Raw genomic sequence first — 23,958 nt, 5'->3', positions numbered from 1 at the left:
ACGCGATGCTTCGCGATGGGACCTTCTACCAGGCCCCGACCCCCTCACCGGCTTGACGAAGGACATAGGGGCACTTTATGCGTTCTACACCCGGCGGCTGCGTCGGCAGGTGATGGACGGGCCGCTGCCCGCCCACGTCGGCCTGGTCATGGACGGTAACCGGCGGTGGGCCCGGGAGATGGGGATGGCCAACCCCAGCCTCGGGCATCGTTACGGCGCCGAGCATGCCGAGGATGTGCTGTCCTGGTGCGAGGCGGTGGGTATCCGCCACGTCACGGTGTTCGTCTGCTCGACGGAGAACCTGCAGAGCAGGGGGGACGCCGAGGTCGCCTACCTGATGAGCGTGATCGAGCAGGTGGTGTCCGACCGGCTGGCACGTCCGGACGCACGGTGGCGGGTGCACCTGGCCGGCATGCTCGACGTGCTGCCCGACTCGACCGCGCGGGTGCTCAAGAACGCGGTCGAGACCACCCGCACCTGCACGACCGGCTTCCATGTGACGCTCGCCGTCGGGTACGGGGGGCGCCAGGAGGTCATCGAGGCGATTCGGGAGCACCTGTACGAGCGGGCCGAGGCCGGCGACTCGCTGGCGGACGTGGCCGCGGCCCTGACCGGGGACGACATCGCCCGCAACCTGTACACGGCCGGGCAGCCGGACCCGGACCTGGTGATCCGGACGTCCGGCGAGCAGCGCATGTCGAACTTCCTGCTGTGGCAGAGCGCCTACTCCGAGCTGTACTTCTGCGAGGCCTACTGGCCGGCGTTCCGCGAGATCGACTTCCTTCGGGCACTGCGCAGCTTCGCCGCCCGGGAACGCCGCCACGGCTCCTAGCCGGTCTCGCGCGGCGCCAGCCGGGCTGTCCACGCGCGTTTCCCACGGTGGTGACGTGACCGCGACGGCGCGTGGCTGGCGGGGTGGTGGCAGGGTCTGGCGGGCTTGCGGCCATCTTCGCCGAGCTTGGGTGAACCGCTTTTCTTTGGCACCCGGTGCCACTACAGTTCTGCCCCAGCGGGGCAGGAAAAGGTCCCGTCCGGACCAGCAACCGTCCAGGCCATCGGCGTCCGGACCGCCCTTGTCCGGAGCGTGACCATCCGGGCTGGTAGCCGTCCGGATCTTGGCTGTGCGGCCCAGGGGAGTGTGTATGGAACCGACCGCGATCCAGATCGACCAGACCGTCGAGGCATCCGAGGCGGAGGCGCCCATCGTGGCGGATCTTCTCGTCGAGGAGGTCTCCATCGACGGCATGTGCGGCGTCTACTGAGCGCCGATCCGGCCACGTCCGCTGGATCCGCCGGACCGGCCGCGTCCGTCCTTCCCTCGACCCCCGGCAGCGTCGCCGGCGGCGCAGGTGGGGCGGACGCGGCCTCCGCGGCGGCTCCCGGTCCGGCCGCGACGCCCCGCGGGTTCGATCTGGACCGGGCGTGGCGGCTGCATCCGCAGGTGTCCGTGCGGCCTGAGTCGTTCGGCGCGCTGCTCTACCACTTTGGCACCCGGCGGCTGTCGTTCCTGAAGGAGCCGGGGCTGTTGGCGCTGGTCGAGGCGCTGGCGACGCACGAGTCGGTGCGGGCCGCGGCTGCTGCGGTGGGGTTGCCCGCCGCTGACCTCGGCCGATATCAGGGGGCACTGGCGACGCTCGCCGCGTCCCAGATGCTCGTCGAGGGGAGCGGTCCGTGACCAGCACGACGATCAGTATGGCGACGGCGACATCCGGTGCGACGGCGACATCCGGTGCGGCGGCGACATCCGGTGCGGTGGCGCCGACGCGGCTCATCGACCACTTCGCGCGGGGGCTCGCGGCGCCGATCTGTCTGACCTGGGAGCTCACCTACGCCTGCAACCTGGCCTGCCGGCACTGCCTGTCCAGCTCGGGGCGGCGTGACCCGCGGGAGCTCTCGACCGACGAGTGCAAGGCGGTCATCGACGAACTCGAGCGGCTGCAGGTGTTCTACGTCAACATCGGCGGCGGCGAACCGACGGTGCGCGCCGACTTCTGGGAGCTCGTCGACTACGCCACCGAGCATCACGTCGGGGTGAAGTTCTCCACCAACGGCGTGCGGATCACCCCCGAGGTGGCCCAGCGGCTGGCCGCCAGCGACTACGTTGACGTGCAGATCTCCCTCGACGGTGCGACGGCCGAGATCAACGACGCGGTGCGCGGCGAGGGTTCGTACGACATGGCGATCCGCGCGATGGAGAACCTGGCCGCGGCCGGGTTCCGCGGGTTCAAGCTGTCCGTCGTCGTCACCCGGCACAACGTCTCCCAGCTGGACGGGTTCGCCGAGATCGCGAACCGCTACGGCGCGCAGCTACGGCTGACCCGGCTGCGTCCGTCCGGGCGCGGCGCCGACACCTGGGACGAGCTGCATCCCAGCGCCGCCCAGCAGCGTGAGCTCTACGACTGGCTGGTCGCCGCCGGTGAGAACGTGCTGACCGGCGACTCGTTCTTCCACCTGTCCGCCTACGGTCAGGCGCTGCCCGGGCTCAACCTGTGCGGCGCCGGCCGGGTGGTCTGCCTCATCGACCCGGTCGGGGACGTCTACGCCTGCCCGTTCGCCATCCACGACGAGTTCCTCGCCGGCAACGTGCGCGACACCGGCGGCTTCACCACCGTGTGGCGCGAGTCGGAGCTGTTCGAGGTCATGCGTGAGCCGCAGACCGGCGGGGCGTGCGCGTCCTGCGGGCACTACGACTCCTGCCGCGGCGGTTGCATGGCGGCGAAGTTCTTCACCGGTCTGCCCCTGGACGGCCCCGATCCCGAGTGCGTCCAGGGCCATGGGGTGGACGCGCTGCTGGCCCGCGGTGAGGTCGCGCCGCCGCGTTCGACGGTCGACCACTCCCGTCCGACGCAGGTGGGCGGTGCGGCTGGCCGGTCGAGTTCCCGGTCCCGGTCGGGCGGTGGTCGCCGGGGTGGCGGTGGGCCGGTGCCGGTGACGATCGGGCGGGCCCCGAGCACGCTCTCGCCCGCGCTGCCCCCGGTCAGCGCCTGCCAGGAGGACCCGCTCGCCGGCTTCGATCCGGTCGCGGCGGCCGTCAGGCCCTGATCCACCGGATGGGTCGGTGGCCGGACGCGCCGGTAGGCCGCCCAGACCTGTCGCCGAACGTCGATCACAGGCCGCCCGTGCCTTCGCGCACGGACGGCCTGTGGCGATCCCGCGATCCCGCGATCCCGCGGTCCGGCGCCCAGGGGCGAACCCGGTGGGCTGGTAACAGTTGCGGTGGCGGCCGGACTGTGGGCATGGTGGTGATCCGGGGTATGTCGGTGTAGCCGGTGTACGTCCGGGGAGCACTGACCGAGGGAACACCGCACCAAAACTTAACGTTGTTAAGTTGCTGGCGGGTGAATGGGTCGGTATGCAGGTATGTAGGTAGATAACCAGGTAGCGGCACGGAGTGGGAGGGAGTGGGGCTGATGCCAGGTCACGGACCTCGCCTCCCGCGGGCGCTCGTCGCGGTGCCGGACGCTGCGCACGCGCCGCTGTTCTCGCCCCCGCTACGGCTGGTCGCGCGCTTCCTGTTCGATCAGGGCTTTCCAGCCCCGCATCAGGGCGGCGAGCTGAAGATCGAATGTCTGGTCGACGGATCTCCCGGTCGCCTCGATCACCCGGCGCAGGTTTCTGGTCCGGTCGATACCGGTCGGCCCGACACCCGTGGTGGCTCCGCCGTCGGAACCGCTCGCGGCACCCGGCTCGGTGGCCCTGGGGGAGTCGAGGCCCAGGCGGGTGGCGACGGGCAGACGGTTGGGGTTCATCAGCGCCGAGCCGAACGCCAGGATCTCCGCGCTCTCGATGATCGGGTAGCACAGGTGATCGGGCACACCGCCGGTGAGCATCCGTCCCACCATGTGCTCGCGGGCGGTGTTACCGCTGTAACTGGTGGGCAGGCTGCCGGGGGCCAGCAGGGGTGCGGCGTTGGGGTGCGAGACGAGCACGTGACGGAAGCTGGTCGTCGACTCGACGAGGATCTCCTCCCAGCTGCGCGTGGTGTCCTGCGGCAGGACCGCCTGCGACAGCACCATGGACACGACGCCGCGCAGAATCTCGTCCTTGTCCGTGAAATGGTGGTAGAGGGCCGCGCCACTCACGCCGAGTTCGGTGCCCAGGCGGCGCAGGTTCAGTGCGGCCAGCCCCTCGGCGTCGATGATGTCGAGCGCTTTGACGATCGCCTCCCTGCGGTCCACCAGTGGCGATTTGGGCCGTCCCACGTGTCGCTCTCCTTTGCGCCCCGACCAGTGCCGCGCCCGAGCGGCCATCCGCATGCGGTGTTCGTGCCCGGTGCCTCACAGTCTGCCTGGCCGGCCGCCCTTTCCGCGAGCGTCCCGGACAATCGACCGCGTTCGCCGGTCACCCACCACCATCCGTACCGCCGGCACCGGCTGCGCCGTCACCCTCGGCGTGGACGGTGCCCGCCCCACCGGCGGCCCGTCGCCGTGCTTCCAGACGTCATCCACTCGGTGAGAGCGCACCAGGAGTAGCGAATGTCCAGAGTTCTCGATTTCCCCGTCTTCGACGCGGACAATCACATGTACGAGACGACCGACGCGTTCACCAAGTACCTTCCGGCCAGCCACGCCGGCCTGGTGAAGTACGTCCAGATCAACGGTCGCACCAAGATCGCGCTGCGGAACGTCATCAGCGAGTACATCCCGAACCCGACGTTCAACGTCGTGGCGCCCCCCGGCGCGCAGGAGATCGAGTTCCGGCTGAAGAACCCGTCGTCCAAGACGAAGGCCGGCGACATCGAGGCCGCCCCGCCGCCCAGGTACATCAAGGCCCTCCCGGCGTTCTTCAACCCGGCCGACCGGCTCGAGCTCATGAACGAGCTCAGCATCGACCGGGCGATGATGTGGCCGACGCTGGCCAGCCTGCTCGAGGAGCGCCTGGCCGACGACCCGGAGTCGACCGTCGTCGTCGTCCACGCCCTCAACGAGTGGATGTTCGAGCACTGGTCGTACAACTTCGAGGAGCGGATCTTCCCGACTCCGGTGATCACGCTGCCGTTCGTCGACAAGGCGCTGCGGGAGCTCGACTACGTCCTGGAGCGCGGCGCCCGCGCGATCCTGGTCCGCCCGGCACCCGTGCCCGGCTACGGCGGCGTGCGCCGCTCGTTCGCGCTGCCCGAGTACGACCCCTTCTGGAAGAGGGTCGAGGAGTCCGGCGTCGTCGTGGGCATGCACGCCTCCGACGACGGTTTCCAGCGTTACATCAACGAGTTCGAGGGTGTCCGCGGCGAGTTCCTGCCCTTCGACAGCAAGCCGTCGGCCTTCTCGCAGATCCTCAACAGCGAGCACCGCTACATCAAGGACGTCGTCACCTCGATCATCGCCCACGGTCTGGCCACCCGCTTCCCGGCCATCCGTTTCCTGCCGGTCGAGAACGGCAGCTCCTGGGTCCGTCCGCTGGTCAACCAGTTCCAGAAGCACTACGACCGCAGCCCGGGCATGTTCGACGAGGACCCGATGGTCACCTGGCGGCGCAGCATCTTCGTCCACCCCTTCCACGAGGAGGACGTCGTCAGCCTGGTGCAGACCATCGGCGCCGACAACGTCGTCTTCGGTTCGGACTACCCGCACCCCGAGGGCCTGTTCGACCCGGTGACCTTCGTCGACGAGATCGAGAGCCTGCCGGTGGCGGACCAGCGCAAGGTCATGGGCGAGAACCTCGCCAAGATCATGGGTGTCGACCCGGCCAAGAAGGCCCTGGTCACCGCCTGACCGCTGCCCGGCTGCCGGCTGACCGGCGGCCGATGACCAGCTGATCGCGGGCGTCCCAGGACGCCCTGACCGCACCAGGACGGGGCGGGTCCCACGGGACTCGCCCCGTCCTCGCGTTGCGGCCGGATGCGCCGGACGGGGCCCGCGGTTACAGTGGCACTCGGTGCCAAATTAAACGGCGCCCCCTGGTGGACGAGGCGGGAGTGCGATGGCCAGCACGAAGGATTGGTTCGAGACGGTCGCGGAGGCCCAGCGGCGGGCGAAGAAGCGGCTGCCCAAGGGCGTCTACCTGGCGCTGGTCGCCGGGTCCGAGGCCGGCGTGACGATGGACGACAACCTCGCCGCGTTCGCCGAGCTCAAGGTCCGCCCGCACGTCGCCGACCTGCCGCACACCCGAGACCTGTCCACCACGGTGATGGGGCAGGAGATCAGCTTCCCGGTCATCATCTCCCCGACCGGCGTGCAGGCGGTGCACCCCGACGGGGAGCTCGCGGTCGCCCGGGCCGCGGCCGGCGCCGGGACGGCGATGGGCCTGTCGGCGTTCGCGTCCAAGCCGGTCGAGCAGGTCGCCAAGACCATCGACAAGCTGCTGTTCCAGACCTACTGGCTGGGCTCCCGCGAGGAGATCCTCGCCCGCGCCGAGCGGGCCCGCGCCGCCGGCGCCAAGGGACTCATCGTCACCCTCGACTGGGTGTTCGACTCCCGCCGGGACTGGGGCAGCCCGTTCATCCCGGACAAGCTCGACCTCAAGGCCATGGCCCGGTACGCCCCGCAGGTCGCGATCAAGCCGCGCTACCTGGCCACCTGGCTGCGCAGCGGGTCGCTGCCCGACCTCGGCGTGCCCAACCTCGGGCCGCGCGAGGCCACCCCGCCGACCTTCTTCGGCGCCTACGGCCAGTGGATGGGCACCCCGCCACCCACCTGGGCGGACCTCGCCTGGCTGCGCGAGCAGTGGGACGGCCCCTTCATGATCAAGGGCATCACCCGGCCGGACGACGCCCGCCGCGCGGTGGACGTCGGCGCCAGCGCCATCTCGGTGTCCAACCACGGTGGCAACAACGTCGACACCACACCGGCGTCGATCCGCTGCCTGCCCGGTGTGGTGGACGCGGTCGGTGACCAGATCGAGGTCGTGCTCGACGGCGGCATCCGCCGTGGCAGCGACGTGGTCAAGGCGCTGGCCCTCGGTGCCCGCGCGGTGATGGTCGGCCGGGCGTACCTGTGGGGGATGGCGGCCGGCGGCGAGCGCGGCGTGATGAACGTGCTGGAGATCCTCCGCCAGGGCGTGAGCGAGACGCTGCTTGGCCTGGGCCACTCCTCGGTACACGAACTGTCGCCCGAGGACCTGCTCGTCCCGGCCGGATTCGCGTTGGACCGCAAGCTCTGACCCTAGCGGTTCGCCGGCTTCACCGTAAACCCTTTTGACGGTTTGTCCTACCGGATCGCAGGTAGGGCGCGATTCGATCGGATGTACGCGGAAAGAAACGCGTGAGATACATTCGAGTTATCGGCAGGAAACTCGGCCGCCCCGGGTGGAAGTAAAGGCGGGTGCAACGCCCGGTTGCACCCGGGGCGAAACCGACTTGCACGGTTGTCCGTGTCTGCTGGGGTGTGCACCATAGTGGCATGCCCTGTCGCCCTCGCAATGCGGCCCCCCTGGTCCCCGCCCCCCGGCGTCCGGATGAGGTCATTTCCGGACCGGACAGCATGCCGAACGTTCCGGTGGAATCCCCGGAGAATCTCCCGGTGGTCGGTGGTGAGAATCCTTTCCGCGGTCGCGTCGTGGTGCCGGCCGGCCGGCTGGTCCGGCGGCCCGTGCTCCAGGCCGGACGCTGTTTCCGGCGGCCCGGCGGCGGAATGACCGGCGTGAATGCGCATGCCGAATGACCCCGCCGAGCCCGCACCGGCCGGGCCCGCGCACCCCCAGCATCCCGGCCCTGCGCCTTCCCTCACCGGCTCTGTCGGCCCCGCGCATTCCGGCCCCGCGCATTCCGACCCCGCGCATTCCGACCATGCGGGTCGCGGGCTCGCGGACACCGAGCCATCGGCTGGTGGCAGCACGGGTGCCGATGTCCCTGCGGGCGGCCCAGCGGCTGCGGGCGTTGCGGGTGCCGGCCTCATGGTCGGGGGCATGGATGCCTGCGCAGTCGCGAGCTGCGACGCTGCGACGGGCGGCCCGGCGACGTGTGGGGACGGGGATCTCGGGGACGGGGATCTCGGGGTCGCGGCTTGCGGGATCGGGGGCGGCCGGGCGGCTGCGGGCGATCGCGCGGGGAACGCGGCCGCATCGGCGGGAGGCGGGGCGGCTGGCGGCGTGGATGGGGCTGCCGGCGATGCTCTCCCTGCTCCTGGTCGGGATCTCGACCTGCACCCGCACGCCCGGTATCGCATCGTCGTGCGGGGATACGACCAGCATCCCGGGGCTGACGAAGAACGAGATCAGGCTGGGTCTGGTGCTGCCCGACTCGGGGGTGCTGGCGCCCGGCTACCGGGCCGTGCGGGCGGGCGTCGACGCACGTATCGGCGCCGTCAACGCGGCTGGGGGAATCAACGGCCGTAGGATTTCCTACACCTGGCGAGATGATGTGGGCACCGCGCAGGGAAACCTGATCGCCGCACGTGACCTGGTCAACGGCCAGGGCGTGTTCGGCCTGCTGGAGTTCACCAGCGCCGCGGCCGGAAGCGCGCCGTTTCTCGCCAGTCGGGGAATTCCGGTGGTCGGTTCGGCCACCGAGGATGTCTGGCTGCGCAGCCCGAACATGTTCGGGATCGTGAACTCCGTTGGCGGCGCGGTCGACACCTATGGCCGCGCGGTGGTGGCCCGGGGCGGCACGCGGGCGTACGTCGTCCGTACGGGAATGTCCTCCGGTGTGGCCGGGGCCGCCGACCGGATCGGTCAGAGCCTGCGGGCGGTCGGTGTCGATGTGGTCGGCGACACTCCCTATCTGGCCGGTGCGGACAATGTGAGCGCGCTCGCCGCCCAGATCGTCGACTCCGGCGCCGACACGGTGATCACCATGCTCGCCTCGGCCGCCCTGCCGGCGCTGCTCGACGCCATCCACCAGGCCGGCGGCGAACCGGACGTGGTCCTCGCCCTCGGCGGCTACGACCACGACCTGCTGCGCACGGGCGCGACGGCGCTCGCCGGAACCCTGGTGCCCATCTCCTACCGTCCGTTCGAAACCGGTGGCCCGGCCACGGAGCGCTACCTGGACGCGATGCGCCGCTACGCCCCGCAGCTGTCCGACCCGCGGCAGGAGGGCTCCCTGGTGTCCTACATCGACACCGACCTGTTCCTGCGTGGCCTGCGCGCCGCCGGACCCTGTCCGACCCGCGCCTCCTTCGTCACCGCCCTGCGCTCGATGACCAGCTACACCGCGGACGGCCTGCTCGGTCCGACCAACGTCGGCACCGCCCGGGCCCACCCGACCACCTGCGTCGCCCTGCTGCGCGTCAACGCCACCGCCACCGCCTTCGACTCCGAGGACCGCGGCCTGTGCGGCGCCGAACTGACCCCCACCCTGTAACCCCGCACCGCCCGCGACGCACTGTCCGACCCTGACGGCGCCCGCGCCGGGCGGGACGTAACGTGACGGTTCGGAGAACCTCGGCGCGCCGTCGCCAGGCGGGAGGGTGCGGACGATGCCGCTGTGGCAGCAGGCGGGGATCGCGGCCGGCGTGCTGCTGGCGCTGGCACTGGTGGTCCGGGTCGCGGCCAGGCTGTCCGAGCCCCGCGTGTCCGAGCCCCGGGCGTCCGGGGGTGGGGCGTCGGGGGTGGGGCGTCGGCGGGTGCGGCGGGTGCTGGGGTTCGTCGGGGCGGCCAGCCAGGAGGCGGGGACGATCCTGGGGCTGTTCACGCTGTGGCAGATCGCGCGCATCCTCGGGGTGACGCGGGTCGGCGGCGCGATGGAACGCGCCGACTGGATCTGGCGGACCGAGCGGATGCTGCGGCTGCCCAGCGAGCTGGCGATGGAACGGTTCATGCTGCACCACGAGTCGTGGCTGCGGGCGGCGAACGTGTTCTACAGCTGGGTGCACTTCCCGGCGATGAACGTGTTCCTGGTCTGGTTGTTCCTGCGCCACCGGCGGGCCTACCCGTCCGTGCGCACGACGATCGTGCTGTTCACCGGGTCGTCCCTGCTGTTTCACATGTTCCTGCCGACGGCGCCGCCACGGATGCTCACCTCCGTCGGGTTCGTGGACGAGGCGGTGGCGCTCGGCCAGTCGGTCTACGGCGAGTTCGGTGCCGGGGTGGCGGCGCAGCTGTCGGCGCTGCCCTCGGTGCATGTGGGCTGGGCATGCCTGATCGCCTACGAGGTGATCCGGATCAGTCCGAGCCGGTGGCGGTGGCTGATCCTCGCCCATCCGATCGTGACGAGCCTCGTCGTCGTCGTCACCGCCAACCACTGGTGGGCCGACGGGATTCTCGCCGGGGCACTGCTCGCCCTCGCGATCGTGGTCGGCCGCGCCCTGTCGGCGCTACGGCGTCGGCTGCTGGCCCGGTCGCCGTGGGGGCGGGTCGCCCGGCCAGGCGTCGTCGTCGCCGGTTCCGCGGCGCGGCGGCCGGTGACTCCTCGACGTGACATCGGGGCCGCGAGCGCGTGGTCCGGTGATCCGGCGGTGCCGGCCGGGATCGGGGTCGGGGGAGCCGGCCCGGTGCGGGATGGACATCAGGACCAGGATTCCCGTCAGGAGCACGCTGGTTAGTAGCCGGTGGCAGGCGGCGGTCCGGCCTCGCGATGGAATCCACGAAATCGACATCGATATCGACCATCACCGTGGTGATCGACCGCTGGTGTGGCGCGGAGAAGAAGACGCCCCGCACACTGCTGTACATTCTTCGCCGCATTGCCGGGGTGGTGAGCGCGGCACCGGTGCGATCCCGCTGCCCCGGCGCATGCGGCCACATCCGGACAGCGCGTTGCTCGCCCATGACACCGGCCGGGAACCAGGCGATGTCTTCGGTGGGATGACCGCGGTGCGCGACGGTGACGCTCGGTGCAGCGACAGGTGACCGGCGCCTGATCGCCCATCCGGCGGCGGCCGCGAACTGAGGACGGCCAGCGGCCAGCGGGTAGCGGCCGGTGTCGGCTGGCTCCGGTCCGATCCCCATGCTGGGACGGGCGCGGACCCAGGTGCGCAGGCGGCCGCGTCGGCAGGCGGTCGGCCGGGGGCCGGGTGGTCGAACGCGGTGATCGTTTCCCCGGGGTGCGCGGTGGCTGCTGGGGAGCAATGTCACGTCGCTTGACAAGGTGGGCGAGCTACGACAGTGTTGTAGGAGATAAGTTAAAGCTTACTTAACCGCATGCTTCTGATCGACTGCGTCTGATCGGCTGTTCCTGATCGTGATGCGTGCGGATGGGATCACCGAGGAGGCACCGTCCGGAGGGCACCGCTGAGAAGGCACGGAGCAGGCCGGCTCGGTGAGCCCGAACCCAGCCCCGGTCGCCTGCGCGCGGTGGGCATATGCCCGCCGGCCGTGGCCGCGTCGGTGCGGGGTTCCTGAACCCCTGATCCGTTTCTGCTCAGTATGACCTTCGGCGCGGTGCGGCGTGACACTTTTCGGGTGACTGTTCCGGGCCGCCGGTGCGACGGAACGGCGCTTGTTCGGCTGCCTGAGAACACCTGGCTCTGAGGTTCTCTTCGGCCTGCCCAGAAACAGGGCGAAGACGAAACAGAGCGAAGACGTTGTCCTTCTGTGGGAAACCATCGACCCGGAGGTGCGAACCGCATGTCCAGCAGCCTCTTCGACGACGCGAGTGGATCGTTTCTCGCCCTGGTCAACGGTGCGGGTCAGTACTCGCTGTGGCCGACGTTTCTCGACGTCCCGGCCGGCTGGCGGGTGGCGTTCGGGCCGGATTCCCGCGGGCAGTGCCTCGACCATGTCGAACGGACCTGGACGAACATGCGGCCGGTGGGTCTCGCCAGCCCGGTCGAGCGCGGGGAATCCCAGCCGTTCTGACCTACCGCCCGTCGTACGCGGCGTTTCGCCTGCGGCGGGCGCCGCGCGGGCGTCGTCCGCGCACTCCGCCCCCGTCCCGCTTCGGTGGACGCCGGGCACCCGTAGTGGCTCAGAAGCCGGGTAGCTGATCCCGGGCAGGAAGTGAGGTTTCCACCCGTGACCACCGACCCTCGTGCGGACACCCTGACGCAACGACGCGCGCTGCTGCGGCGGATGCTCGCCGCCCAGGACGCGGACGCCCCGCGCACCCCGGCCTCCAGCGCGGAGCCGATGCCCGGCGGGCCGTCCGAGGTCGTGGGGTCGACGGGGTCGACGGGGTTGACGGGGTCGACGTCCGAGGTGGCCGGGGGAGCGCCCGGATCGCCGCCGCTGTCGTCGGGGCAACGGCGGATGTGGTCGTTGCAGCAGCTCGACCCGAACACCACCGGCTACAACGTGCGGATCGCGCTCGACCTGACCGGTTCGGTGCGGGTGGACGCCCTGGTGGCGGCCGTCGACGCGGTCGTCGCGCGCCACGACATCCTGCGCACCACCTACCAGGTGGAGGCCGACGGCCAGCTCGGGCAGGTCGTGCATCCGGTGCTGCGCCCGGTGTTCGACGTGCGGGATCTGACCGACCTGCCCGCGGGGGAGCGTTCCGCGCGGGCAGGGGCGCTGTGCGCGGCGCTCGGCTCGACCCCGTTCGACCTTGCCACCGACTCCCCGCTGCGCGTCGGTCTCTACACCACCGGTGTGGACGCCACCGGTGCCAGCGAGCTGACCCTCCTCGTGGTCGCCCACCACATCGCCTGGGACGACAGCACCTCCGAGATCTTCTTCGCCGAACTCGTCGCCTTCTACCGTGACGGCGACGCCGCGCGGCTCTCGCCACCGAACCAGTACGCCGCCGTCGTCGCCACCGGCGCGGGTATCGACGCGGGCGGCGCTGGCGGATCGGCGGGGGGCGCCTACTGGCGGGACGTGCTCGCTCCGCTGCCGGATCCGCTGGTGCTGCCGGAGCTCACCGGGCTCGAGGCGGCGGGGGGAACCGACCAGTCCCGGACGCTGCGCCCGGGACTGGCGGCCCAGGTCCGGGCGGTGGGACGGGCGCGTGGCGCGTCGTCGTTCATGGTGCTGCTCGCCGCCGTCACCGACCTGGTGCACCGCTACACCGGGGCGTCCGACGTCGTGGTCGGGGTGCCGGTGGTGAACCGGGACTTCGCCGGCGCCGAACGGGTCATCGGCTATCTCGGCAACACGATTCCACTGCGGATGCGGATCACACCGCAGGACACCTTCGCGACCCTGCTCGCCCGCGCCCGCGTGGTCTGCCTGGACGGCTACGCCCACCAGGATGTCGACCTCGACGACATCGCCCGCGCCGTCGACCCGGACCGCACCCGCGGCGACGCCGGACTGTTCAGCGTCGTGCTGTCGCTGCGCTCCGGGGTGCTCGAACCGCTGCGCGGGCTGGGGCTGAGCGCCACCCGCCGGCATGTGCCCGGTCAGGACGCCCGGTTCGACCTCACCCTCGCGGTGGAGACCGACGGCGACGACCTGAGCGTCGAGGCGAACCATCCGGCCACCGCGCGGGGCCGGGAGCTGGTCGCGGGCCTGCTCGGCCAGCTCGACCGGCAGCTCGCCGCGGTCACCGCCGACCCGGACGTCCCGCTGGCCGAACTCGTCACGCTCGAGGCGGCCGAGCACGACCTGCTGCTGCGCGGCTGGAACGACACGTTCACGCCGCCTGCGACCGACACGTTCCCGCGGCTGTTCGCCGCGCAGGTGGCCGCCACCCCGCAGGCCACCGCGGTGCTGCACGACGGCGGCCGGCTGACCTACGCCGAGCTCGCCCGCCGCGCGCACCGGCTGACCCGTCTGCTGGTGCGCCGTGGCGCCGGGGCGGAGACGACGGTGGCGCTCGCGGTGCCCCGATCGGTCGAGATGGTCGTGGCCGTCCTCGCGGTCGCGGCCAGCGGCGCGGCCTACGTGCCGGTCGACCCCGACTATCCGGCTGACCGGGTGCGGCACATGCTCACCGACTCCCAGCCGAACCTGCTGCTCACCACGGCCGCCGCCGCGGCCGGCCTGCCGGCGGTCCCGGGCCTGGCGACCCTCCGGTTGGACGATCCCGAGGTCCGCGCGGAACTCGAAGCCCAGCCGGAGCGGGACGGGGACACCGTGGACACGGCGCCGCATCCCGACCATCCGGTGTATGTGATCTACACATCGGGGTCGACCGGGGCGCCCAAGGGTGTGGTCATCACCCACCGGGCGCTGGCCAACCACCTGGTGTGGGCGGTGCGCCGCTTCCCGGGGCTGGCCGGGCACACGCTCATGCACTCGTCGATCTCGTTCGACTTCACCGTCACCCCGCTGCTGGCGACGCTGGTCCGCGGTGGCGCGGTGGAGCTGTGCGTCGACTCGCCGGACGCGATCTCCCACGCCGTCGGCGCGGCCACCTTCCTCAAGATCACACCGAGTCATCTGCCGTTGCTGCCGTCGGTGCGTTTCGCCGAGCACGGCCCGCGCACCCTGGTGATCGCCGGTGAGGAGCTGCGGATCGAGGCGCTCGACCAGTGGCATGACCTGGCCGCCAGCGGTATCACGGTGATCAACGAGTACGGGCCGACCGAGACGACGGTCGGCAGCCTGCTGCATCCCATCGAGGCGCACGCGATCGCCGCGGGGGCGGTGCCGGTCGGCTCACCGGTCGACAACACCACCTGCTACCTGCTCGACGGCGCGCTGCGACCGGTGCCGGTGGGTGTGCCCGGTGAGCTCTACATCGGCGGTGTGCAGGTCGCACGCGGCTACCTGAACCGGCCGGGGCTGACCGCGGCCCGGTTCGTCGCCGACCCCTTCGGTGACACCCCCGGCGGACGGCTCTACCGCACCGGCGACCTGATGCGGCGGCTGCCGTCCGGGGCGTTGCGGTTCCTCGGCCGCGTCGACGAGCAGGTCAAGATCCGCGGGTTCCGGGTGGAGCTGGGCGAGATCGAATCGGTGCTGCTCGGCCTGCCCGGCGTCGCCCAGGCGACCGTCGCCGCCCGCGCGGACGGCCCCGGCGGCCGCTACCTCGCCGCCTACGTCGTTCCCGAGACCGTCCCCGAGGCCACCGCCGGTGCCGGGCTGGACCTGGTGGCGCTGCGGGCCGGGTTGGCCGCGGTGCTGCCGGAGCACATGGTGCCGGCGACGGTGACGGTGCTCGACGCGCTGCCGCTGTCGCCCTCGGGCAAGGTCGACCGCAGGGCGCTGCCCGCGCCGCGGTTCGGTGGTGACCCGCGGGTGGGCGCGCCCGGCGGTGCCGACCCCGCCGAGGGCGCGCCGTCCGCCGCGGAGACAGGCGGGGACGCGGCGGCGGCGGACGGGCCGGCCGGGCGGGCCCAGGAACTGCTGCTGGGGCTGTTCGCCGAGGTGCTCGGGGGTGCGGCGGTCGGGCTGGACCAGTCGTTCTTCGAGTTGGGCGGCGACAGCATCGTGGCGATCAGCCTGGTCGGACGCGCCCGCAAGGTCGGGCTGCGGTTCACCCCCCGCGACGTCTTCGCGCACCGCACGGTGCGGGCACTGGCGCGGAAGGCGACCTTCGAGGACACCGGGACCTCGCCGGGCGCCGCGGGCGACGACACGCGCGGTGTCGGGCCGGTGCCGGCCACCCCGATCATGCGGGCGTTCGCCGAACGCGGTCCGCTCGCCGCCGGCCATCGGATGTCGGTGCTGGTCGAGACGCCCGCCGCGGTGTCGGTCGCCGGCGAGGCCGTCCTCGGTCAGGCGCTGCAGGCGCTGCTGGACCGCCACGACGCGCTGCGCGCCCGGCTGCGGGTGGACGACCCGGCGACGGTGTCCCTGGAGATCGCCCCGGTCGGCACGGTGCGGGCGACCGACGTGCTGCGCCGCGTCGCCGGCAGCACCGGTGAGGAGACAGCGGCCCAGGTGGCCCGGGAGCGGGCGGCGGCCACCGCCGAACTCGCACCGGGCGACGGGCGGATGCTGCGGGCGATCTGGTTCGACGCCGGCCCCGACCGGACGGGACGGCTGCTGCTGGTCGCCCACCATCTGGTCGTCGACGGGGTGTCCTGGCGCATCCTCGTCGAGGATCTGGCCGCCGCCTGGCAGGCCGCCGCCGACGGGCGAGCACCCGCGCTGCCCGCGGTCGCCACCTCCCTGCGGACCTGGTCGAACGGGCTCGCCCGCGCGGCCGAGCAGCGGCGGGCCGGTGAGACACCGCTGTGGCGTGACCTGCTCACCGGGCCGGACCCGCTGCTGGGCCGGCGCCGCGTCGAACCCGACACGGACGTGTGGGCGACGACGCGCACCGTCACCGTCACCCTCGACACCGAGATCGCCGAGCCGGTGCTGACCAGCGTTCCCGCGCTGTTCTTCGCCGGCGTCGAGGACGTCCTGCTCGCCGCGCTCGCCCTGGCACTCGCCGACTGGGGGGCCGGCCGCGGCACCCCGCTGCGGTCGACCCTGGTGCTGGTCGAGGGGCACGGCCGGCAGGAGGCCGCCGTACCCGGCAGCGACCTGTCGCGCACCGTCGGCTGGTTCACCAGCCAGCATCCCGTCCGGTTGGACACCACCGGTGTCGACATCGCCGACGCGCTCGGCGGCGGGGCGGGCGCGGGCACGATCGTCAAGGCGGTCAAGGAGTCCCTGCGGGCACTGCCCGACCACGGCATCGGCTTCGGCCTGCTGCGCCATCTGCACCCCGAGGCCCGCCGGGAACTCGCCGCGCTGCCCGAACCGCAGCTCGGCTTCAACTACCTGGGCCGTTTCGACGCCACCGGCGGAACCGACGGTGGCAGTGGAACCAGTGGAACCAGTGGAACCAGTGGAACCGGTGGAAGCGACGGAGCCGGTGGTTTCCGGCTGGTGGCGGGCGGACTGGACGCCGCCTACGGGCCGGACATGGCGCTGCCCGCCGGGCTTGTCGTCAACGCCGTCACCGAGGACGGACCGGCCGGGCCCCACCTGGTCGCCCACTGGATGTACGCGGACGGCCTGTTCTCCGAGGCGTCCGTCGCCGATCTCGCCGACCGGTGGTGCGCGGCGCTGCGGGCGCTGGTGCGCCACGGGGCCGGCGACGGTGCCGGTGGGCGCAGTCCGTCCGACCTGTCCCTGGTCGCGCTGGACCAGGGTCAACTCGACGCCCTCGAGGCGATGTGGAGGAACGCGTGAGCGCCGCCGGCTCGCCCATCGAGGACATTCTGCCGCTGTCCCCGCTCCAGAAGGGACTCGTCTTCCACTCCGCCCTCACCGACGACCCCACCCGCCGGGACGACCCCACCCGCCGGGACGGCTCGACCGGCCAGAACGGCTCCGTGGACGGCAACGGCGGGGATGTCGGGGTGGACGTCTACATCGCGCAGCTGGTCGTCGACCTGGCCGGCGAGCTCGACGCGGCGCGGCTGCGGCGGGCGGTGAACGCGTTGGTGACACGGCATTCGGCGCTGCGTGGCGGGTTCGTGCTGGAAGTCGGTGAGCCGGTGCAGATCGTGCTGCGCGCCGTCGACGTCCCCTGGACCGAGGTCGACCTGAGCGGTCTGGGTGACGAGGTCGCGCGGGCGCGGGCCGCCGAGCTGCGTCACGCCGACCGGCGGCGCCGGTTCGACCTGGCCCGTCCGCCGTTGCTGCGGGCCATGGTGCTGCGGTTCGGCCCGGACCGCCACCAGGTCGTCCTGACCAACCATCATGTCGTCCTCGACGGCTGGTCGACGCCGCTGCTGATGCGCGACCTTTTCACCCTCTACGCCGCCGACACCGGTGACCCCTCGGACAGCGCGACCCCCGGCGGCGCCGGGTCCGCCGCGGGCGGTGCCGCGTCCACGGCGGGCGGGCGGCTGGCGCCGCTCCCGGCGGCCCGGCCCTACCGCGACCATCTGGCCTGGCTGGCCGGACGGGACACCGCCGGCGCGCTCGAGGCGTGGCGGGCGGCCCTGGCCGGTGCGCCCGAGACGACCCGGCTGGTGCCGGGCGCGCAGGACGCTCCCGCCGTGCTGCCCGGCGAGCTGGTCGAGACGTGGCCGGCGGCGACCGTCGCCGCCCTCACCCGCACCGCCCGTTCCCTGGGCGTCACCCTCAACACGCTCACCCAGCTCGCCTGGGGCATCGTGGTGGGTCGCACGGTCGGACGTGACGACGTCGTGTTCGGCGCGACCGTGTCCGGGCGGCCGGCCGACCTCGCCGGGGTCGAGTCGATGGTGGGCCTGTTCATCAACACGCTGCCGGTGCGGGTGCGGCTGCATCCCGCCGAGACCGTCGCGCGGGCCGCGGTCCGACTCCAGGATGAGCAGGCCGACCTGCTCGACCATCAGCACTGCGGGCTCGCCGACATCGGGCAGGCCGTGGGTCTGGGCACCGGGGAGATGTTCGACAGCCTGCTGGTGTTCGAGTCGTTCCCGTTCGCCGGCAACGCCATCGACGACGCGCTGGCCGCCGGGGGGCTGCGGGCCGTCCACGTGGACCGGCCGATCTCCACGCACTATCCGCTGACCGCGATGGTGATGCCCTCCGGCGACGGGCTGGAGATCACGTTCAAGTACCACCCGGTGCATGTCGGCGCGGACGGTGCCCGGCTGCTGCTCGACCGGCTGCGCCGGGTGCTCGACGCGCTCGTCGCCGACCCGTCGGCGCCGCTGGCCTCGATCGGGGTCCTCTCCGACGCGCAGACGGCCGCGATCGTGCGGCGCGCCCGCCCGGACACCGCGGCAGACACTCGAGCCGGCGCCGAAGCGGGCGCCGGAGTGGGCGGCGGAGCGGGCGCCGAAGCGGGCGGCGGAGTGGACAGCGGGTCGGGCGGTGTGGGTCCGACGAGTCTGCTGGATCTTTTCGAGGCGGCCGTCGACCGGGCGCCGGGGGCGGTCGCGATCGTGGCCGGATCGCGCACGTTCACCTACGCCGAGCTGGACGGGCAGGCGAACGCCCTGGCCGGTCGGCTGCGGGCGCTCGGCGCGGGGCCCGAGACACTGGTCGCCATCATCGGCGAACGTGGACCGGAGCTGGTGGTCGCGGCGCTGGCGGCGCTGCGGGCCGGGGCGGGCTATCTGCCGATCGACCCGCGTTACCCGGCCGAGCGGCTCGCCTTCGTGCTGGCCGACGCCCGGCCCGCCGTCGTTGTCACCGACGCCGACCGGGTGCTGCCCGGCGCCGACGTGGCGCGGGTGGCTCCCGACGGCGCGAGCACACCGGTGCGCCCGGCCCGGGTGGCCCATCCCGACCAGGTCGCCTATGTGATCTACACGTCGGGGTCGACCGGCCAGCCCAAGGGCGTCATCGTCACCCACGGTAACGTCCTGGCGTTGTTCGCGGCGGCCGGGGGGCTGTTCACGTTCGGCGCGGACGACGTGTGGACGCTGTTCCACTCGTTCGCCTTCGACTTCTCCGTCTGGGAGATGTGGGGTGCGCTGCTGCACGGCGGGCGGCTCGTCATCGTCGCCCACGACGTCTCCCGGTCACCCGTGGACCTGCTCGACCTGCTCGACCAGCAGCAGGTGACGGTGCTCAACCAGACGCCGTCGGCGTTCTACCAGCTCGCCGCCGCCGACGCCGAACGGGACGCGTCCCAGGGCGATGGCCGGCCGCTGCCGTTGGCGCTGCGCACGGTGGTGTTCGGCGGGGAGGCCCTCGACCCGGCCCGGCTCGCCGGCTGGCATGTGCGCCGCCCGGACGGCCCCCGCCTGGTCAACATGTACGGGATCACCGAGACGACGGTGCATGTCACGCACCGGCCGCTGCGTGCCACCGACCTCGCGACCTCGGTGAGCGTCGTCGGCACGGCCCTGTCGGGCTTCGCCGTCCACGTCCTGGACAGTGGGCTGCGGCCCGTCCCCGACGGCACCGTCGGGGAGCTCTACCTCGCCGGCCCGCAGGTGGCCCGCGGCTACGGCGGACGGGCGGGGCTGAGCGCGACCCGGTTCGTCGCCGACCCGTTCGGCACGCCCGGTGCGCGGATGTACCGCAGCGGTGACCTGGCCCGCTGGACGTCCGCCGGGGAACTGGAGTTCGTCGGACGCGCCGACGACCAGGTGAAGATCCGTGGTTTCCGGATCGAACCGGCGGAGATCGAGTCGGTGCTGGCCACCGCACCCGGTGTGCGGGCGGCGGCCGTCGTCGTGCGCACCGACCGGCCCGGTGGCGCCTATCTCGTCGGCTACGTCGCCGGACGGGCCCTGGACGTGGCACTCGTGCGCGAACACGCCGCGAGCCGGCTGCCCGAGCACATGGTCCCGGCGGCCCTGGTCACCCTGGCCGCGATGCCGCTGACCGCCCACGGCAAGCTCGACCGCCGGGCGCTGCCCGCCCCCGACCCGCAGGCGCACCGGACCCGCGGTCGCACCCCCAGCGGCGACGCCGAACAGACCCTCGCCGGGATCTTCGCCGCGGTCCTCGGTGTGCCCGAGGTCGGCGCGGACGAGTCGTTCTTCGAACTGGGCGGCGACAGCATCCGCTCGATCCAGGTCGTCGCCCGCGCCCGCACCGCCGGCCTCGCCGTCAGCCCACGTCAGGTCTTCGAGCTGCGCACCGTCGCGGAACTCGCCGCCGCCGCACAGGCCGCCGCCGCGCAGGCCGCCGCGGCCAGCCAGGCCGCGGACGGTGCCGCCGGGGACGACGGTGCCGCCGGTGCCCGTGCCGGCGGGGACGGGACCGACGCCGAGGGCGGTGCGCGTTCCGGGGCCGTCGGCGAGCTGCCGCTCACCCCGATCATGCATGCCTTCCTCAGCCGCGGCGGACCGTTCGAACGGTTCTCCCAGGCCGTCCTCGTCGCGACCCCCACCGGGACGGATCGCCCGGCCGTGGTGGCCGCCGTGCGGTCGTTGCTGGCCCGCCACGACATGCTGCGCGCCGTCCTGACCTCCACACCCGCCACCGCCGACGCGTCCACCGCCACCGCCGACGGTGGGACGAGCCAGGCCGGCGGGGACAGTCAGGCCGGCGGGGACAGTCAGGCCGGCGGGGTGGCGTCCGGGCCGGCGCTCGCCGACCGGTACCGGCTCCAGGTGCGTCCGGTCGGCGCGGTGGACGCCGACGCGATCGTGCACCGTGTGGCGGTCGTACCCGCGCCGGAGCCGGCCGCGGCGCTGCTGCGGGCGGCCCACACCGCCGCCGTCGACCGGTTGGACCGCTCGGGCGGCACGATCCTCGACGCGACCTGGTTCGACACCGGGGCGGACCGTCCCGGCGCGGTCCTGCTCACCTGCCACCACCTGGCCAGTGACGGCTTCTCCTGCCAGATCCTCGCCGACGATCTCACCGCCGCCCTCCTCGCCACCAGCACCGGGCCGGGCACCGCGACCAGCACCGGCGAGGCATCGCCGGCGGACACACGGCCGGCGGACACACGGCCGGCGGTCGGGACCTCGTTTCGGGACTGGGCGCTGCGGCTCACCGCGCTCGCCGGGGACCGCACGGGCGAACTGCCGCTGTGGCGCGCCATCGTGGCCGACCCGCCGCCGCCGCTGGGCGCCCGGCGCTTCGACCCGATCCGGGACACCCGCGACACCGTGCGCACCGTGTCGCTGACCATTCCCGCGCCGGTCGCCGGGCCGCTGGTCACCGAGGTGCCGGCGGCGTTCCACGCCAGCACCGACGATGTCCTGCTCGCCACCCTCGGACTGGCCCTCGCCCGGTTCCGGGCCGCCCGCGGCCAGCAGGCCACCACCGCGAGTGTCGTGACCATCGAGGCGCACGGCCGCGAGGAGCACGTCGTCGCGGGCGCGGACCTGTCCCGCACCGTCGGCTGGTTCACCACGCAGTACCCGGTGCGTCTCGACCCGGCCGGTCTCGACCTCGCCAGCCCGGCCGGCGCCCCCGCGTCCGCGCTGGTCAAGCGGGTGAAGGAGCAGGTGCGGGCGATCCCCGACCGGGGCATCGGCTACGGCCTGCTGCGGTTCGTGCGCACCGACGCCGAGCTCGCCCGGGCCCCCGAACCGGAGATCCTGTTCAACTACGTCGGCCACGTCGACGCCCCCCGCCCGGCCGCCACCGGTGCCACCGGTGTCACCAGTGTCACCAGCGCCACCAGTGCGGGCGAGAACGGTGCCGGCGAGAACGGCGGGGAGTATGACGCCGCGGCGGAGTTCGGGTTCGGCGCGATCTCGTTCGGGGGGATCGCACCGGCCGCGGACGCGCGGCTGCCCGCGGCCGCCGGGCTCGTCGCGAACGTCGCCGCGCTGCGCGGCGCCGACGGCACCGAACTCGCGCTGCGCCTGCAGTTCCCGGCGCAGCTGCTCACCGACGACGAGGTCGGCGACCTCGGCCGGCTGTGGACGGCGGCGCTCACCGAACTCGTCGACGAGGTCACCCGCGGTGGCGCTGGCGGGCGGACGCCGTCCGACCTGCCGCTGGTGCGGGCCACCCAGGCCGACATCGACCGCTGGGAGATCGACCATCCCGGCCTCGTCGACGTCCTGCCGCTGTCACCCCTGCAGCAGGGGCTGCTCTTCCACGCCCGTTTCGACGCCGACGGCCTGGACTTCTACTCCGTCCAACTGGTCGTCACCCTGCGCGGGCCGCTTGACGTCGCCCGGCTGCGCCGCGCCGCCCGCGACCTGCTCGAGCTGCATCCGGTGCTGCGCACCGCCTTCCCGGACGACGACGGGGACGGCGGGTCACCCGTGCAGATCGTCCTCGGCGACGTCGAACCCGTCCTGCACCAGCTTGATCTGCGTGACGACGCGGCGGCCACCGCCCGGCTCGAGGAGTTCCTCACCACCGACCGGTCGGCCGGTTTCGACCTGCGCACGCCACCGTTGCTGCGCCTGACCCTGGTGCGGCTGGGCGCCGACGAGCACCGCCTCGTCGTCACCAACCACCATCTGGTGCTCGACGGCTGGTCGACGCCGCTGGTCGTACGCGACCTGTTCACCCTCTACCAGGAGACCGGGACGACCGGGACGACCGGGACGGCCGGGCCGGTGCGGCCGCGGCCCTACCGGGACTTCCTGGCCTGGCTCGTCCGCCGCGACCGGGTCGAGTCCCTGGACGCGTGGCGTTCGGCGCTCGGTGATCTGAGGGCGCCGACCCTGCTGGGCGCGCCGGCCGCCGATCCGGCGTTGCCAGCGGCGTCGATGCCCGAAGAGGTCGTCGACGTGGTGACCGGTGACCTGACCGCCCGCCTCGCCCGCACCGCCCGCGACCGCGGGGTCACCCTGAACACGCTGCTCAGCGCCGCCTGGGGACTGGTGCTCGGTCGGCTGACCGGCCGCGACGACGTCGTCTTCGGTGTCACCGTGTCGGGGCGGCCACCGGAGCTCACCGGGGTCGAGTCCATGGTCGGCCTGTTCATCAACACGATTCCGGTGCGGGTGCGCTGGTCACCGCGGGAGACGGTCGGCACGCTGCTCACCCGGCTGCACGAGGCGCAGACCACGGTGCTCGAACACCAGCACGTCGGCCTCACCGAGATCCAGGGCGTCGCCGGTACCGGTGGCGCGGCGCTGTTCGACACGCTGATGGTGTTCGAGACGTTCCCGCTGGAGACCGCGGACCTGCTCGACCCGACGCGCACCGGCGGCCTGTCCGCCGAGGTCGGCTGGTCCCGCGGCTACACCCACTATCCGCTGACGCTCATGCTCATGCCGGACGCCGACGTGCTGCGGATCAAGCTGGAGTACCGGGCGGACCTGTTCACCCGGGACGAGGTCGCCGCCACCCTCGGCCGGGTCCTCGCCGTCCTGGACCAGCTCACCCTGGGCGCGGACCGGTCGCTGTCACGCCTGGACGTGCTGGCCCCGGCCGAACGCCGCACCATCCTCGCGGACTGGAGCGGCCGGTCGGTTCCCTCACCGGCCGACGGGTCCGACGAGACGACCGCGATCGACGTGTGGCATGAGGCCGTCGTCGCCGGCGCCGGAGCGACCGCGGTGGTCTGCGGGTCGACGACGATGACCTTCGGCGCGGTCGACGCCGCCGCCGACGCGTTGGCCGCGCACCTGGCCGGGCTCGGTGTCGGACCGGAAGTGCCGGTCGCGGTGGTACTGGGCCGCTCGGTGGACGTGGTGATCGCCTGGGTGGCGATCTGGAAGGCCGGCGGGGTGGTCGTGCCGGTCGACCCGACACATCCGGCGCGGCGGGTCTCGGCGGTGCTCGCCCAGGCCGCGCCGCCGGTCGTGGTGACCTCCCGGGCCTCGAGGGGGTCGTGCGCCGGGCTCGACGCGCGGATGGTGCTCGTCGACGAGCCGCGCGGCTGGGCCGCCGTGCGGCGGCTGCCGGTCGGACCGGTCGACGCTGCCGCCGCCGCGTACGTCGTGTTCACCTCCGGGTCGACGGGACGTCCCAAGGGGGTCGTCGCCACCCACGGCGGGCTGG

General features: G+C 72.8%; 12 protein-coding genes. 11 read left to right on the top strand and 1 reads right to left on the bottom strand.

All coding sequences use genetic code 11. The annotated features are described in order from the left end of the window. Positions 1 to 112 precede the first annotated feature (112 nt). From uppS to mftC, 4 genes are all read left to right on the top strand, one after another. Positions 113 to 832: a polyprenyl diphosphate synthase gene (uppS, locus tag MXD59_RS24540; protein WP_217451582.1), complete on the top strand. Its 720-nt coding sequence runs from the start codon at positions 113 to 115 to the stop codon at positions 830 to 832. Between the two features lie 310 nt (positions 833 to 1,142). Then, on the top strand, positions 1,143 to 1,262 hold the full coding sequence (gene mftA, locus MXD59_RS24535) for a mycofactocin precursor MftA (protein WP_248814585.1): 120 nt from the start codon (positions 1,143 to 1,145) through the stop codon (positions 1,260 to 1,262). Then, on the top strand, positions 1,247 to 1,675 hold the full coding sequence (gene mftB, locus MXD59_RS27880; RefSeq protein ID WP_504858366.1) for a mycofactocin biosynthesis chaperone MftB: 429 nt from the start codon (positions 1,247 to 1,249) through the stop codon (positions 1,673 to 1,675). Before mftA ends, mftB begins: the two co-directional genes overlap by 16 nt. Before the next feature lie 17 nt (positions 1,676 to 1,692). Beyond that, a complete protein-coding gene (gene mftC, locus MXD59_RS24525) occupies positions 1,693 to 3,042 on the top strand; it encodes a mycofactocin radical SAM maturase (RefSeq protein WP_283097455.1) in 1,350 nt (449 codons plus the stop codon). Between the two features lie 449 nt (positions 3,043 to 3,491). Here the strand turns inward: mftC and MXD59_RS24520 are convergent, their stop codons facing one another. Beyond that, positions 3,492 to 4,202, bottom strand: a complete 711-nt coding sequence (locus MXD59_RS24520; protein WP_248814586.1) for a TetR/AcrR family transcriptional regulator — start codon at positions 4,200 to 4,202, stop codon at positions 3,492 to 3,494. A 273-nt stretch (positions 4,203 to 4,475) separates the two neighbouring features. Between MXD59_RS24520 and MXD59_RS24515 the strand changes: the two genes are divergently transcribed. The 7 genes from MXD59_RS24515 to MXD59_RS24485 all read left to right on the top strand — a co-directional run. Further along, complete coding sequence (locus tag MXD59_RS24515) at positions 4,476 to 5,711, top strand: amidohydrolase family protein (protein ID WP_248826945.1); 1,236 nt, start codon at positions 4,476 to 4,478, stop codon at positions 5,709 to 5,711. Between the two features lie 208 nt (positions 5,712 to 5,919). Then, positions 5,920 to 7,098 (top strand): pre-mycofactocin synthase MftD, encoded by a 1,179-nt coding sequence (mftD, locus tag MXD59_RS24510; RefSeq protein ID WP_248826944.1) that lies wholly within the window; start codon positions 5,920 to 5,922, stop codon positions 7,096 to 7,098. Between the two features lie 748 nt (positions 7,099 to 7,846). Beyond that, on the top strand, positions 7,847 to 9,238 hold the full coding sequence (locus tag MXD59_RS24505; RefSeq protein ID WP_248826943.1) for an ABC transporter substrate-binding protein: 1,392 nt from the start codon (positions 7,847 to 7,849) through the stop codon (positions 9,236 to 9,238). A 115-nt stretch (positions 9,239 to 9,353) separates the two neighbouring features. Beyond that, a complete protein-coding gene (locus MXD59_RS24500) occupies positions 9,354 to 10,418 on the top strand; it encodes a phosphatase PAP2 family protein (protein ID WP_248826942.1) in 1,065 nt (354 codons plus the stop codon). A gap of 1,024 nt (positions 10,419 to 11,442) precedes the next feature. Next, positions 11,443 to 11,673 carry an MbtH family protein gene (locus MXD59_RS24495; RefSeq protein WP_248814591.1) on the top strand — a complete coding sequence of 77 codons (231 nt, stop codon included), beginning with the start codon at positions 11,443 to 11,445 and terminating at the stop codon, positions 11,671 to 11,673. Between the two features lie 156 nt (positions 11,674 to 11,829). Continuing rightward, the gene (locus MXD59_RS24490; RefSeq protein ID WP_248826941.1) at positions 11,830 to 16,830 is read left to right on the top strand and encodes a non-ribosomal peptide synthetase; all 5,001 of its coding nucleotides are present in this window, start codon (positions 11,830 to 11,832) and stop codon (positions 16,828 to 16,830) included. Beyond that, the coding region (locus tag MXD59_RS24485) for a non-ribosomal peptide synthetase (RefSeq protein WP_248826940.1) at positions 16,827 to 23,958 on the top strand (7,132 nt) is incomplete at its 3' end. The genes MXD59_RS24490 and MXD59_RS24485, both read left to right, overlap by 4 nt.

This window comes from Frankia umida (assembly GCF_023242945.1).
GTDB lineage: Bacteria > Actinomycetota > Actinomycetes > Frankiales > Frankiaceae > Frankia > Frankia umida.
This window is presented reverse-complemented; position numbering and strand designations above follow the sequence as displayed.

Coding starts and splice junctions, on each gene's coding strand:
- MXD59_RS24505 (WP_248826943.1), top strand. CDS start 7,847: ATGCCTGCGCAGTCGCGAGCTGCGACGCTGCGACGGGCGGCCCGGCGA.
- mftD (WP_248826944.1), top strand. CDS start 5,920: ATGGCCAGCACGAAGGATTGGTTCGAGACGGTCGCGGAGGCCCAGCGG.
- MXD59_RS24500 (WP_248826942.1), top strand. CDS start 9,354: ATGCCGCTGTGGCAGCAGGCGGGGATCGCGGCCGGCGTGCTGCTGGCG.
- uppS (WP_217451582.1), top strand. CDS start 113: ATGGACGGGCCGCTGCCCGCCCACGTCGGCCTGGTCATGGACGGTAAC.
- mftA (WP_248814585.1), top strand. CDS start 1,143: ATGGAACCGACCGCGATCCAGATCGACCAGACCGTCGAGGCATCCGAG.
- mftC (WP_283097455.1), top strand. CDS start 1,693: ATGGCGACGGCGACATCCGGTGCGACGGCGACATCCGGTGCGGCGGCG.
- MXD59_RS24515 (WP_248826945.1), top strand. CDS start 4,476: ATGTCCAGAGTTCTCGATTTCCCCGTCTTCGACGCGGACAATCACATG.
- MXD59_RS24495 (WP_248814591.1), top strand. CDS start 11,443: ATGTCCAGCAGCCTCTTCGACGACGCGAGTGGATCGTTTCTCGCCCTG.